13 protein-coding genes are annotated in these 13,695 nt (G+C 33.1%); 1 reads left to right on the top strand and 12 read right to left on the bottom strand.

The genetic code is table 11. The annotated features are described in order from the left end of the window. Positions 1 to 35 precede the first annotated feature (35 nt). Genes UH7x_RS07670 through UH7x_RS07615 form a run of 12 tightly spaced genes read right to left on the bottom strand, consistent with a single transcriptional unit; the run spans position 36 to position 13,241 of the window. Positions 36 to 1,307 carry a flippase gene (locus UH7x_RS07670; protein WP_482363138.1) on the bottom strand — a complete coding sequence of 424 codons (1,272 nt, stop codon included), beginning with the start codon at positions 1,305 to 1,307 and terminating at the stop codon, positions 36 to 38. A 15-nt stretch (positions 1,308 to 1,322) separates the two neighbouring features. After that, on the bottom strand, positions 1,323 to 2,453 hold the full coding sequence (wecB, locus tag UH7x_RS07665; RefSeq protein WP_482363137.1) for a non-hydrolyzing UDP-N-acetylglucosamine 2-epimerase: 1,131 nt from the start codon (positions 2,451 to 2,453) through the stop codon (positions 1,323 to 1,325). Positions 2,454 to 2,475: 22 nt separating this feature from the next. Further along, on the bottom strand, positions 2,476 to 2,913 hold the full coding sequence (locus tag UH7x_RS07660; protein ID WP_482363136.1) for an FAD synthase family protein: 438 nt from the start codon (positions 2,911 to 2,913) through the stop codon (positions 2,476 to 2,478). Between the two features lie 15 nt (positions 2,914 to 2,928). Continuing rightward, positions 2,929 to 4,746 carry an asparagine synthase (glutamine-hydrolyzing) gene (gene asnB, locus UH7x_RS07655; RefSeq protein ID WP_482363135.1) on the bottom strand — a complete coding sequence of 606 codons (1,818 nt, stop codon included), beginning with the start codon at positions 4,744 to 4,746 and terminating at the stop codon, positions 2,929 to 2,931. Between the two features lie 3 nt (positions 4,747 to 4,749). Next, entirely contained in the window at positions 4,750 to 5,613 is an 864-nt protein-coding gene (rfbD, locus tag UH7x_RS07650; RefSeq protein ID WP_482363134.1) for a dTDP-4-dehydrorhamnose reductase, read from the bottom strand. After that, positions 5,610 to 6,155: a dTDP-4-dehydrorhamnose 3,5-epimerase gene (rfbC, locus tag UH7x_RS07645; protein ID WP_482363133.1), complete on the bottom strand. Its 546-nt coding sequence runs from the start codon at positions 6,153 to 6,155 to the stop codon at positions 5,610 to 5,612. Before rfbC ends, rfbD begins: the two co-directional genes overlap by 4 nt. Continuing rightward, positions 6,152 to 7,021 carry a glucose-1-phosphate thymidylyltransferase RfbA gene (gene rfbA, locus UH7x_RS07640; protein ID WP_482363132.1) on the bottom strand — a complete coding sequence of 290 codons (870 nt, stop codon included), beginning with the start codon at positions 7,019 to 7,021 and terminating at the stop codon, positions 6,152 to 6,154. Before rfbA ends, rfbC begins: the two co-directional genes overlap by 4 nt. A 53-nt stretch (positions 7,022 to 7,074) precedes the next feature. After that, positions 7,075 to 8,118, bottom strand: coding sequence for a dTDP-glucose 4,6-dehydratase (gene rfbB / locus UH7x_RS07635; RefSeq protein WP_482363131.1), 1,044 nt, complete (start codon positions 8,116 to 8,118; stop codon positions 7,075 to 7,077). Positions 8,119 to 8,137: 19 nt separating this feature from the next. Then, on the bottom strand, positions 8,138 to 9,139 hold the full coding sequence (locus UH7x_RS07630; RefSeq protein WP_482363130.1) for a hypothetical protein: 1,002 nt from the start codon (positions 9,137 to 9,139) through the stop codon (positions 8,138 to 8,140). A 13-nt stretch (positions 9,140 to 9,152) separates the two neighbouring features. Continuing rightward, positions 9,153 to 10,835 (bottom strand): DUF6909 family protein, encoded by a 1,683-nt coding sequence (locus tag UH7x_RS07625; RefSeq protein ID WP_482363129.1) that lies wholly within the window; start codon positions 10,833 to 10,835, stop codon positions 9,153 to 9,155. Positions 10,836 to 10,866: 31 nt separating this feature from the next. After that, positions 10,867 to 12,366, bottom strand: a complete 1,500-nt coding sequence (locus UH7x_RS07620) for a GH3 family acyl-acid amido synthetase (protein WP_482363128.1) — start codon at positions 12,364 to 12,366, stop codon at positions 10,867 to 10,869. Positions 12,367 to 12,371: 5 nt separating this feature from the next. Then, positions 12,372 to 13,241 (bottom strand): M23 family metallopeptidase, encoded by an 870-nt coding sequence (locus UH7x_RS07615; protein ID WP_482363127.1) that lies wholly within the window; start codon positions 13,239 to 13,241, stop codon positions 12,372 to 12,374. A 200-nt stretch (positions 13,242 to 13,441) separates the two neighbouring features. On the opposite strand from UH7x_RS07615, the gene tatA reads away from it, so the two are divergent. Further along, entirely contained in the window at positions 13,442 to 13,624 is a 183-nt protein-coding gene (gene tatA / locus UH7x_RS07610) for a twin-arginine translocase TatA/TatE family subunit (protein ID WP_482363126.1), read from the top strand. Positions 13,625 to 13,695 lie beyond the last annotated feature (71 nt).

The following is a 13,695-nucleotide window of genomic DNA, read 5'->3' as shown; positions in this document are numbered from 1 at the left end:
AAATTTCAATATATTCTGTTGAAGCACTAAAATAACTAAATCTGACCTTTCTCTTGTTTAATCTCTTTTCTCAACTTAATAGAACCAAATAAACGTATTGAAAAAACTATGGCCTGCGTAAATATTAATAAATACACAATTCTATTCATCGTTAAATATTTAAAAAAAACAACTAACAATAATACATGCAAAAGTGAGGCAAAAACAACGCTGTAATTGGCGTATTTTTCTTTACCAAGTGCTCCTAAATAAGGATAACCAATCATAACTGTAGGCACGAAAATTAATGCTAAAAAACAAAATAAGCGCAACACATTAACACTTAACATAAAGTCGGGTCCAAACACCAAAGCCACTATTACGTCGCTAAATATATAAACCAATGAAACAATTATTGTGTTTGCTATAATCACATATACTAGAATCTTTTTAAAAAGCTTAAGGTTTCTATTCTTTGCCATGTAAGGGTATAGCGCATCGCCCAAAGGAGCGTAGACTGCAACCATTGCCATAAATAATTTTTCCGCAGCTCCAAATATTCCAGCAAAATAAGTGCCTAGGGCAATACCAGCCACAAAAGTATTACTAGATGTATATAAAGCCGCCGCAGAACGTGAAAAAAAGTATTGGGTACTGTTTGAAATAAGCCTTTTAACTTCTCGTAGTTCTGGCTTTACCCATTTTATGTTAAAATGTTTAAACGCATAATACATCGAAAAGATGCCGCCAATAATAAAACCAATGGAATATAGTAATGGCACTTTATAGTAATCTGCTTCTATATTTATAAAAACAAATATAAGAGCCGTGAAGAGGCCCTTTGCGATTACATTAACACGAGTCATATATTTCATATTCTCCATGCCTTGAAACAACCAAATTGGATTTAAAACTTGCCCAATTACTATACCAAACCCCAACAAATAAGGCATTTTATGTTCTCCTAATTCTCCAATAGTTAATAAACAGACATACAAAACGATAAATGCAAGTATTACCAACACTAGTTTTATGTAATATATATTGCTAAAAATTCTATTTATCTTATGTTTATCATCACGAAAAATTGAAATGTCCTTAGTTGCTGATAGATTAAAACCATAATCACATAAAACAAAGAGATACTGCATTACTGCATACACCATAAGTACAACTCCGTACTTTTCTGCACCGAGTACTCTGCCCAAATAAGGAAGGGTTAGAAAAGGCAAAAACAAGTTTACGCCTTGTAAAGAGAAAAGCGATACAAAATTTTTAAAAAGTTGGCTCTTAACGAGCCTTTGGTATTTGCCGCTAGTGTCTAACAATATTATTCTACAAAATTAAATTTGATTTATAAGGAACTCTATGATACGAGCGCATGCTTTACCATCGCCATATGGATTATGTCTTTGACTCATTTGTTGATATGCAGTTTCATCATTAATTAATTTATTCGCCTCATCAACTATTTTTTTTGTGTCAGTTCCTGTTAAAATAACCGTACCCGCCTCAACAGCTTCTGGCCTTTCTGTAGTATCTCTCATTACTAATACGGGCTTACCCAAACTAGGCGCTTCTTCTTGAACACCCCCACTATCCGTTATAATTAGGTATGCCCTATTCATTAGCCATACAAAACCAGGATATGATAGTGGTTTAATAAGGTTAATACTACCAATACCATCTAAAATTTCATATACTGGTTTCTGAACATTCGGATTTAAATGCACTGGGTAAATGATTTGAACATTATCATTCTCATTTGCTAATTGTGCAAGTGCATTGCAAATATTAATAAAACCTTGACCATGATTCTCTCTCCGATGACCAGTAACGAGTATCAATTTCTTAGAAGGATCCCATAGGTTATTCAGTTTCTCTATTTCTTTGTCCGTATAACCAGATTCTGTTACTTTACCAACACTTAACTCCAATGCATCAATTACAGTATTACCTGTTACCTCAATACTTGTTGAATCTATATTTTCTGCTATAAGATTTTCTTTAGCTGTTTTGGTTGGAGCAAAATGGAAATCGGAAATTCGGCCGGTTATTGATCTATTCATTTCTTCAGGAAATGGAGATCTTTTATTAAATGTTCTAAGCCCAGCTTCAATATGGCATACTTTAGAGCCCGAATAAAAAGCCGCAATGCTTGTAGCCATTGTTGTTGTTGTATCACCATGAACAAAAACATAATCGGGCTTAAAATCTTCTAAAATAGGTTTTAAACCACCTATAATGTCAGATGTTAATGAATATAAGTTTTGATTCTGTTTCATTAAGTCCATATCAAAATGTGGCTCAATCTCAAAAAAATCTAAAACTTGGTCAAGCATCTCTCTATGCTGAGCTGTAATACAGACTTTTGTTTCAAATATATCTGAATGCTTATTAAATTCATTAACTAATGGCGCCATTTTAATGGCCTCTGGCCTTGTGCCAAATACTATAAGATTTTTAACTTTCATTTAGTGCTTATTTGGCTTTTAATTATTCTCTTAATTTCTTTAGAGTTTCATTAATTAAAGTTGATGAGGTACCTTTTGTGTACGGAAAATAGATAATCTTAACACCTACTTCTTTAAACTTTTCGTCTAACTCCTGCCATTTATCAGTTTCAAACCAATCGTCACCAACAAACATAATGTCGAATTTCAAACGTTGCCACATCTTAAATTTGTCCATGTCGTTTTGAGGCACCACTGAATCTACCTGTCTAATATTACGTACGATTTCCATACGCTCTAAATGAGGAATTACGGCTTTTTTGTTTTTGTAAGAAACCAACTCATCACTTGTTACACCTACAATTAATTTATCACAAAGACCTTTAGCATTCTTTATTAGGTTTAAATGACCAATATGAAATAAATCATACACCCCTGAAGTATAGCCAATTACAGACTTTTCATCTCCTCTTTTATACATTTTTATTTTTTTTCATTACCATAACCATTCTTTGTTAAAATATTGCCTCTTAAATAATTCAATATTAAGAAACATCCACAACACTTGTCCGGCTCGAGATTCTATTTTGCTCTTTTCTATTAATTGCTCTAATACTCCTTCTTTTAACCATGTGCACTCCGTCAATAAATTACGAGCCATTTCTTCTAAATTTTCGAACCACTCAGTTAGCGGCACAGGAAAACCAACTTTTTTACGCTCTATAATCTCTTTTGGCAAGTAATTGTATGAAATTTTACGAAGTAAATACTTAGGTATATCAAGGGTCTCACTGTATTCATTAGCGCTTATTTGTCTTGCTTCAATTTCAGATTTTTCATCTACCCATTTCAATTTTAAATCATATGGTATTTGATTGTAACTAAATTCTATAAGATTGTGATCTAAAAAAGGTACACGAGCTTCCACAGAAGTTTGCATTGTTGTCATGTCAACGCGCTGCAATAAACCTTTAACATGATAGGTATGAAAAAAACGAAAAACATTCTCTTCATTACTACCCTTATCAAAAAGGATATTTAGCTTATCATCGAACTCTTTTCTATATATTTTAGGGGTTACTATCAAATCATCTCTCATGTCCCTAGATACATACTCATATTTGTCTATCAAATAATCGTAAAAGCTTTTATCAGAACTACCATTTTCATAATCAAATGGAGCCCTAAAAATTCGTCCATAACCTCCCATCAATTCATCAGCGCCCTCACCCGAAAGCACCACAGTAATTTTTTCTTTTAACTTGGAGGACATTATTGCTAATGGAATTTCATTCGGCACGCCTAAAGGTGAATCTTTGTATGATATAAGTCTTTCCCAATTTTGAATATAATCCTCCTTATTCATGATAATTTCATGGTGCTCGGTTGAATATTTTTCTGCAATTACTCTTGCATATTCAAATTCATTGAGCTCTGGAAAACCTATAGTATAAGTGTTTACTTTATCTTTCTTTGCTTGAGCCGTAATCGCCGTAATAAGACTAGAATCTACACCCCCACTTAAGTATGTTCCCAAAGGCACATCTGCTATCAATCTATATTCTATAGCTTTCTTAAGTTCATTCTCAAACTTAATTGCTATTTCATCTTCCGAAAACTCCTCGCTAATATTAAACGCCTTTGGCAGGTTCCAATAGGTGTGCTCAAGAATCGATAAATCTTCATTAATTTTTAAATAACTACCAGGAAGCACTTGATAAATATCTTTAAAAAAAGAATACGGTGCCCTGATATATCTATTTGCTAAATATTCGTCTACTGCAGCTTCATTAAAAAGTGCTGGCACCAACCCACTGGCTAAAATCGCCTTTATTTCTGATGAAAAAACCAAATGATTACCATCATTAAAATAATAAAGTGGCTTGATTCCCATTCGATCTCTAACAATTATTAGTTCTTTTGAAGCTGAATTAAATAAAGCAATTGAAAACATGCCGTTAGCTTCTGCCAAAAACCATTCAATACCCTTTTGCTGTACTGCAGCTAGAATTACTTCGGTATCCGATTCACTGATAAAATCATATTCCAATTGATTTGCAATCTCCTGAAAATTATAAATTTCACCATTAAAGACTATGTGCCATTCTTTATTATTGGAATGCATTGGTTGATTTGCAATTTCTCGTAAATCAATAATACTCAATCGTCTATGACCCAATGCTAATTTATCTTCAAAAGTATAGAAAGCCCCAGAATCTGGACCTCGATGAATAATCGAATCATTCATTTGGATAATTCTTTCTTCTAATCGATTCACTGAATCTTTGCTGAAAACACCTGCAATTCCACACATATACTAACTGTTATTTTTTAGATTGCCTAAACATATTTTAAGACTATCTCTCCAATACGGAATTTCTATTTCTAATGTATTTTTAATTTTAGATTTATCCATCACACTATAAGCCGGTCTTTTTGCAGGAGTCGGATAAGCTTCAGAATTTATTGGGGACACCTTACACGCAGTATCGCTTTCATTCATAATTGCTATTGCAAAATCGTACCAGCTTGCTACACCTTCATTACTAAAGTGATATAATCCATATTCTGATTGGTCTTCCAGTATCAATTTTAAAAATAATTGCGCCAAATCTCCTCCGTACGTGGGCGTGCCTACTTGATCACAAACAACATTTAGATTATCGCGCTCTATTCCTAATCTAAGCATGGTTTTTAAAAAATTATTACCATACTCAGAATATAACCAAGATGTTCTTATAACAAAATGTTCATCTATTTCCCTAATAATTTCTTGCTCTCCCTTCAATTTTGTTTCACCATAAACACTTATTGGATTTGTATCATCTTCTTCTTTACAAATAGTTCCTTTTAAACCATCAAAAACAAAATCTGTTGAAACTTGTATAAACTTAACTCCACTTTTTTTTGATGCAATAGCTAAATATTTCGCCCCGATGACATTAACTCTTTTGGCAATTGCAATTTCCGTTTCTGCTTTATCTACAGCGGTATATGCTGCACAATTTATACACCAAGAAAGATCATTTTCTTTAAAAAATTGGTTTACAGCTTTTTCATCAGTAATATCTAAATCCTCTAGATCTACATATATAAAATTATACTCATCTAAGCCATTTGCCTTATCTTTAATACAGTTTGCCAACTGTCCATTGCCGCCTGTAATTAAAACATTTATCATATTTTGGCCTTCTCAATTGTTGGTAACACCATGTCTTTTTCAGAAACAATAAGTTCTTTGTGAGATAGTATCCAATCAATATTCAATGTTGAATCATTAAATATTATTCCTCCTTCAGATTCTTTATTGTAATAGTTATCACATTTATAGAAGAATTCTGCTGTATCACTCAAAACAACAAAACCGTGAGCAAAACCTCTAGGTATAAAAAGTTGCTTCTTATTTTCCGAACTTAATTGAATTGCAATATGTTCCATATAAGTTGGAGAACTCTTTCTTAAATCTACAGCTACATCAAGTACAACGCCACTTAAAACCCTAACTAATTTGGCTTGTGCATGTTCGCCAATTTGATAATGTAAGGCCCTAATAACCCCTTTTGAAGAATATGATTGATTATCTTGCACAAAATGTACTTCAGCACCAATTGCAGCATTAAAACGAAGTGCGTTAAATGTTTCCATAAAATAACCTCTTTCGTCTGAAAAAATTGCTGGTTCTAATACAAAACAACCCGACAGTTTTGTTTCTTTCGCTATCATTGATACTTGCTTAAAATACCCAATAAATTTTTACCATAACCACTTTTCATTAGTGGCTCTGCTAAAGTCTTAAATTGAGCTTTATCAATAAACCCCATTTCATAGGCCGCTGCTTCTATTGCTCCTATTTTTAAGCCCTGCCGTTCTTCAATTACTTCAACGAACTGGGAAGCTTGCATTAAAGACTGAAAAGTGCCGGTATCAAGCCATGCTGTACCTCTATCTAAAATACTAACACTTAGTTTACCTCTTTCTAAATAAACCTTATTTATGTCTGTAATTTCTAATTCACCTCTTGGGCTAGGAGGTATAGTTTTAGCAATTTCAATTACATCATTATCATAAAAATAGATGCCGGGAACTGCATAATTAGATTTGGGCTCCACAGGTTTTTCCTCAATACTTATTGCTTTTCCATCTTGATCAAATTCTACTACACCGTATCGTTCTGGGTCGTGTACTCGATATGCATATATAATTCCCCCATCAGGATTATTATTAGATTGTAATAATTTCGCTAAACCTGATCCATAAAAAATATTATCTCCTAATACCAAAGCTACCTTGTCGTTACCAACAAAATCTTCACCAATAAGAAAGGCTTCTGCCAAACCATTTGGAGCTTCTTGGACAGCATACGAAAATTCACAACCGTACTTTTCGCCATCACCTAAAAGCTCTTTAAACAAAGGCAAATCTTTAGGTGTGGAAATAATCAATATTTCCCGTATGCCTGCATACATTAATGTCGAAAGCGGATAATAAATCATCGGCTTATCATAAATGGGCATTAATTGTTTACTAACCGACAATGTAAGCGGATGTAAGCGAGTACCTGAACCTCCTGCAAGTATTATTCCCTTCATTTTGTACTTTTTTCTTTACTTATTGCGATTATTATAATAAGGCAAAATCTACCTTAGTTATACATATTATGATAATATTCTTGATAAGCCCCAGAGGTTACACTATTTAACCATTCTTTATTATTGAGATACCAATCAATTGTCTTCTCTAGCCCTTGTTCAAAAGTGACCGATGGTTCCCATCCTAATTCTTTATTAATCTTTGTAGCATCGATAGCATATCGTAAATCATGTCCAGGCCGATCTTTTACATAGGTTATCAATTTTTCAGATGTACCTTCTAATCTACCTAATTTAATATCCATTTGTTTGCATAACAACTTAACCAAGTCTATATTCTGCCACTCATTAAAACCGCCAATATTATACGTTTCAAGATTTCTCCCTTCATGTAAAACCAAATCAATAGCCCTCGCATGATCTTCTACAAAAAGCCAATCTCGCGTATATTTTCCATCCCCATATACTGGCAATGGTTGGTTTTCAATTATATTATTTATGAATAACGGAATCAATTTTTCTGGAAAATGATTTGGCCCATAATTATTTGAACAATTGGTAATCACATAAGGTAAGCCATAGGTCTCTCCATAAGCCCTTACAAAATGGTCAGAACTTGCCTTAGAAGCAGAATAAGGAGAATTAGGGTCATAGGCTGTTGTTTCTAAAAAAAGTCCATCTGCACCTAATGAACCATAGACCTCATCAGTACTAACATGGTAAAAGCGCTTTCCTAAATAATTACCTTTCCAAATTTCTTTTGCTGCATTCAAAAGATTTACAGTGCCAAAAACATTGGTTTTTACAAAAGCTAAAGGGTCTGTAATTGATCTATCTACATGAGATTCAGCTGCTAAATGGATAACAGCATCAAATTTATACTTGATAAATATGTCTTTGATATAACTTTCATCTACAATATCACCTTTTAAAAAATTATAATTTGGTGCATTTTCTATATCTCTGAGATTCTCCAAATTACCCGCATATGTCAAAGCATCCAAATTGTAAATATTATTTTTCGGATAATTGTTTACAAACCTTCTAACTACATGTGAACCTATAAAACCAGCACCTCCTGTTATTAAAATATTCATTTTATAATTAATTAAAACACTACCTTAATTCCTTTGATTTTCTATTTAAATAAGCAATAAATGAAACTAAAAAGAATAAGCCAATTAACAACAATGGGATTAATACAAAGTTCTTATTTAGTAGCTGTTTTTTAACCACATGAGTTTTCCCTAAACTTAATATACTTACTGGACTTTTCTGTTCAATTAGTTCTACTTGCTTAACCTCATTTTCTTTTATCAATCTATTTTTAAACATCAACAAACTTGGCACATTTAAACCACTTTCACTTTCCAGCAACACCATACTTTGCCCTGTGGTGTTTGTGTTTTCTTTTAAGCTTGCTGAAAAATTTAATACCATTTCATCAATTTGCTGAATTAATCCATCGTTTTGTTTAATTCTAAGCTTTGCATTCTGTGTATGTGCTTCTTGAAGCTCAATGAAATATGGATTTGCGTTAATATATTCCAAAATTTTTGACACATACTCTTCACCTTTTGCAGGATTTTTATGTGTGAAAGTGATACGATGAGTTCGGATACTTTTTTTCAATATTTCAGATTTGACTATATCAAGGATGAAATCATTGTCTTTGTAATTTTGCAAAATTTCCAAATATTTATTGTCATCTTCTGCATTGGTTTTTTCCAACTTAGACATATCTTCAATAGGTTCTATATCAATTTCAAACTTCTTAAAATTATTTACATCTATTTCTAAATCTTTGAAAAAAGTAGTATCCTTGGCTATCACCTTTGATTTTAACTCATCTATTACATCATATAAATAATCTTTACTCTCAAAATTTGGCTTTACTATAGCCTCAGTTTGTAATTTATCTTCCACCAGTGTATTTAAAACAAAGCCAATAACTACACCAATAATTATAAGGCCTAAAAGTTTAAAAGCATTTCTTTTAAGAAAAAGAAAAACACGAAGAACTCCAGAAAAAATACTACTTAGTATTTTACGAGTCAGTTTTAATAATTGCCCTAAATCTATTTCGTCTGAAGAAGAGGGTGAAGTGTTCGGTTGCATTTGGTATATACGATTATGAGTTGAAAATTTGAGTTAATATTTTATCTGTAATCAAATAAGTTGGCTTTACACCAGTAGTTCCTAAGCCTCCAGAAGCTAATGTGCTCCCTGTTTCTAATGGATTATCAGAAGCATAATATGCATATCTAACGGTTACATCTTCTCGAATACTCTTCCGGATTTTAGAAGCTGATTGAATTGCTTTCTGATAGTGAACACCTTCCATTTCAAGTCCTATGACATTCCAAGTTGACTTGTGAAAGAACTTCAAAATATCTTTATTCTGTAATGATGTCCCCAAAACTGTTATCATTGCTCCTTCAAAAACTTTTAACCCATAGCCTTCAAAATCTTCTGCGCACAACTGATTTTTAAAAGGATAATTATCTGCAGTACCTTCAAACACATGTGCAGAAGGTATCATAATATCTCCCTTTCCTCCCTCTAAAATACCAGCTTTCCCCATTATTGATATGGATGCAATATTTAGAAAAACAGTCTCTTTATTTACCTTATGTGGTTTGAGTAATTCATCTATTGTCTCAAAAGCCTGTTCGCCAAATGCGTAATCCATTACAAATATAACAGGTTTTTCTTCATCTGGAATTTCTTCATTAAGTTGATAACAACAAGCATCATCACCCAATTTTGCCAAATCAAAAATCTGAACATCTATATTAGTTCCTGATTTATCGTCAATACTTATCATTCCGTTCTTCTGTGCAAGCTTTAGCACCTTTTCTTGAAGTGTTTTGTTTTCTGAAGAACTCAAAGCCTCATATATCTCAAGCGAACTATTATCAGGAAATTCATTTAACAATGCTTTACCCGCATACAAAGAATTCATTACACTGTGCATATTGGCACTTATTATATGAATAGGCCTTTTTAACAATGAATAATTTGCTAAAATTTTCTTGATTGTATTGGCCCATTTTTCACCATGAATGTGGTGCCCTAAACGTTCTCTTAAAAGTGCGCTAAAAGTAATTGTTCTTTTATCACCATGAACCTCCTCTGCTATTGTTAATTTACCTAGCCAATATATAATCTTAAGAAAGCGTTCCGGATTATCCGCTGTAGCAAATTGCTCATGAACAGCCAATATTTCTACAAAGGACCTACCTAATATATTAGCTGTGTGAATAAGAGCAACTTCACGTTCTGCTTGACTTAATTCCTTTTTATTTACTGCACTTTCTAACTTTGCCCAATCGCGTATTGTCTTTTTGGTGTCCTCAATAAGTACGCGTTTACATATCTTCTCAGATTCAATAAATAAAAAGGTTAAATGAGTTAAAATATCATAAATATCTGAGCGCCCACGGGTAATCTCAATATTCATCTGCTCATCGTCAATACGATAACAATTACGTCTTCTTTTTGGTGGAACTATAGGCTTAAAATGTGAATCACTATACCCTTCATCTGATGTTAAATTTATAAATCGGCATTGCTCTATTCCTTCTGGCAGCCTTTCTAACACATATATTAATCCCTTCAGTTCTGCCTTTTCTTCCGCAATAGAACCATATATTTCTGGCCTTAATAATAAAAGAGCATTTTTTATAGCTTCACCAGAAACACCATTTGGTTTGTAAAAACCACGGTTAAACAAATGGCGCATAGTTATATACAACCTTTCAATGGCGTTAGTAGATTCTTGGGCTCTTGTAGTGGTAGATTCTTTCCCCATTAATGAGTTTCGGTTAAAATTACAATTAAAATTATGGAATTTGGAATTTACCTAAGTTATCGGCTACTTTTCTATCATTGCCCAGACGTTGCACCTTATTTTGCCCACCCAATTTGCCAATCGATTTCATGTATTCCTGAAAACCACCTTTTTTAATCTTTGTCACTTTCAAGGTTTGTAAAATTTTACCATCAATTAAATCAAAATAATAACTGTTTTGCCGTTGTAATGAGGCATCAATGACCGCTATAAATTTCGTTAGGTCTGTAGGTATTTCATCAAATTCTATAAGCCATTCATGATACGGCAACTCTTGTCTTTCCGGAGTGATTTGGGGCGCTACAGTAAACTCATTAACTCGCGCACCGGTAGCTTCGATTGCCTCTTGCATTGCCTGCTCAACCTCTTTAGCTATTACATGTTCGCCAAATGCCGAAATAAAATGTTTAATTCTGCCAGAGACTATTACTTTAAAGGGATTCAATGAAACAAACCGAATGGTATCTCCTAGATTATATGCCCAAAGCCCGGCATTTGTTGAGATAATCATAACATAATCAACATCGAGCACTACATCTTTAATGGTTAATCTATTCATATTTCCCTCAAGAAAATCACTCACCTTAACAAACTCATAGAAAATACCAGAATTCAACAGTAGAAGCATTCCCTTTTCTACTTGAGAATTTTGATAAGCAAAGAACCCCTCGCTAGCTGGAAACAATTCAATACTATCAACTCTTCTGCCAATCAATTCCTCAAATTTGGCACGATATGGTTCGTAATTAACACCACCATAAATAAAGAGTTGAAAATTTTCAAAAAGATCACCAATCTTTTTACCTTGCTTTCCTTTTAATTTTTCAAAATACATTTGAACCCATGATGGAATGCCTGCTATTACAGTCATATTCTCATTTATAGTTTCTTCTACAATTGCATTTACTTTGGTCTCCCAGTCTTCAATACAATTAGCCTCCCAGCTAGGTAATCTGTTTTTTTGCAAATAATTAGGAACGTAGTGTGCAGAGATTCCAGACAAACGACCAATTTTAATGCCGTTTTTTTCAATCATTTCAGGACTTCCTTGAAGGAAAATCATTTTTCCATCAACAAAATCAGAATTTCCTGTTTCATGTATATAATTCAAAATGGCATTCCTGGAAGCATCTACTTGATGTTTAATCGATTCCGCCGTTATAGGAATATACTTTACACCTGATGTAGTTCCAGAAGTTTTGGCAAAATAAACAGGTTTTCCCGGCCATAAAACATCTTTATAGCCTGCAACCACCTTTTCTACATATGGTTTTAATTCTTCGTAATCGCGAATCGGAACATTTTCTACAAAATCTGAATGTGAACTTATATTACCGAAATCATGGTCAACGCCAAAAGTTGTGCTTTTTGCTGAAGCAATTAATTTCTCGAAAAGTTTTTCTTGTGTATTTATCGGGTCATTTACCCAACGTTTGGTTTTATTATCTACTATTCTGGCAAAAATCTTGGCGGCAAACGATTTTACAGACATCTGGCTTAATTAAAATCAATAAAATCTTGAGGGTTAACAGGCGCTCCATTATTCCATAATTCAAAATGAAGATGAGGTCCTGTGGTCAATTCACCAGTATTTCCTACTGATGCAACCACCTCACCTGACCTAACAAGCTCTCCTTGAGATTTACTTAGCGAACCATTGTGTTTATAAACACTTAATAAACCCCTGTCATGTTCTATAATTATAACATAACCCGTTTCTGCAGTCCATTCTGAAAAAACCACTATTCCATCTGCAACCGCTTTAACTGGGGTATCTCTCTTAGCAACAATATCAACCGCATAATGCCTTTGTTCTGAATTAAATCCTTGTGATATTGTTCCACTTACAGGGGTAAATAACACTAAATTTTCACTCCGTCCATTAGTGTCAAAAAGGTTATACTTATCTTCTAAAGCAACTTCTAAGCGTAACAAAGAATCTTCTTTTATTGGAGTTAAATCAACTGTTGATGGGTCTAACTTAAATTTTTCATATAGTGAATCTCTATTAAATTCAGTGTTCTCAATATCACCCTTTAAAACCATTCGAATATTATCCAAATACTTATTGGTATAATTTAGTGTTCTAACCAATGAATCGGTTTTATAGGTAAGCTCTGTAGCTTCACGCTTTAACTTAGTAGATGAATAACCCGGTATGTATTCGCGCAATGGTGTAAACGCAATTAAGAGCGTCGTTAGCCCAATTAAACCAATAATACAAAGAGAGCCAGTAACAAATACATTTAAACGGCTAAGTTTAAAAGAAATCTTTTCTTCAAAAGTACTTTCATTAAGTATCACAAGACGATACTTATGTAGTAGCTTTCGTTTAATTTCTTTTCTCTTTTTCTTCTTTTTTGCCATACACAACAAAGATAATGTATGTATTGAATATCAGGTGAAATCAAGTGAAATTTCTGATTTCACCTCAAAAGGATCATTTCTTTTAAAATTACAGCACGAGCAAAATCGGCTAATAGCACCATATTAACAATATTAACAACATATCAATAGCACCATTGTTGAGTTTTTTGTACATTTGTTTTTCAATTAATAACATTAATATGACTGCATTATATACTTTCTTAGCTATCGGGGCGCCACAAATTATTTTAGTAGTGGTTGTAGTACTTCTTCTTTTTGGAGGAAAAAAAATTCCCGAATTGATGCGCGGCCTAGGTAGCGGTATTAAAGAATTCAAAGATGCTTCCAAAGAAGATGAATCTTTAGAAGAAAAAAAAGACTGAATATTTTTTTAAATATTTTATAAGAAACGCCCTTTAGAGGGCGTTTTTTTATGCACCAATCCTTTAATCTT

This window comes from Aurantibacter sp. UH7 (assembly GCF_056839165.1).
The sequence above is the reverse complement of the archived record's forward strand: the minus strand, read 5'-3'. Positions and strand labels throughout refer to the sequence as shown.

Coding starts and splice junctions, on each gene's coding strand:
- asnB (WP_482363135.1), bottom strand. CDS start 4,746: ATGTGTGGAATTGCAGGTGTTTTCAGCAAAGATTCAGTGAATCGATTA.
- rfbC (WP_482363133.1), bottom strand. CDS start 6,155: ATGATAGCGAAAGAAACAAAACTGTCGGGTTGTTTTGTATTAGAACCA.
- UH7x_RS07660 (WP_482363136.1), bottom strand. CDS start 2,913: ATGTATAAAAGAGGAGATGAAAAGTCTGTAATTGGCTATACTTCAGGG.
- wecB (WP_482363137.1), bottom strand. CDS start 2,453: ATGAAAGTTAAAAATCTTATAGTATTTGGCACAAGGCCAGAGGCCATT.
- rfbD (WP_482363134.1), bottom strand. CDS start 5,613: ATGATAAATGTTTTAATTACAGGCGGCAATGGACAGTTGGCAAACTGT.
- rfbA (WP_482363132.1), bottom strand. CDS start 7,021: ATGAAGGGAATAATACTTGCAGGAGGTTCAGGTACTCGCTTACATCCG.
- UH7x_RS07630 (WP_482363130.1), bottom strand. CDS start 9,139: ATGCAACCGAACACTTCACCCTCTTCTTCAGACGAAATAGATTTAGGG.
- UH7x_RS07615 (WP_482363127.1), bottom strand. CDS start 13,241: ATGGCAAAAAAGAAGAAAAAGAGAAAAGAAATTAAACGAAAGCTACTA.
- UH7x_RS07620 (WP_482363128.1), bottom strand. CDS start 12,366: ATGTCTGTAAAATCGTTTGCCGCCAAGATTTTTGCCAGAATAGTAGAT.
- rfbB (WP_482363131.1), bottom strand. CDS start 8,118: ATGAATATTTTAATAACAGGAGGTGCTGGTTTTATAGGTTCACATGTA.
- UH7x_RS07625 (WP_482363129.1), bottom strand. CDS start 10,835: ATGGGGAAAGAATCTACCACTACAAGAGCCCAAGAATCTACTAACGCC.
- tatA (WP_482363126.1), top strand. CDS start 13,442: ATGACTGCATTATATACTTTCTTAGCTATCGGGGCGCCACAAATTATT.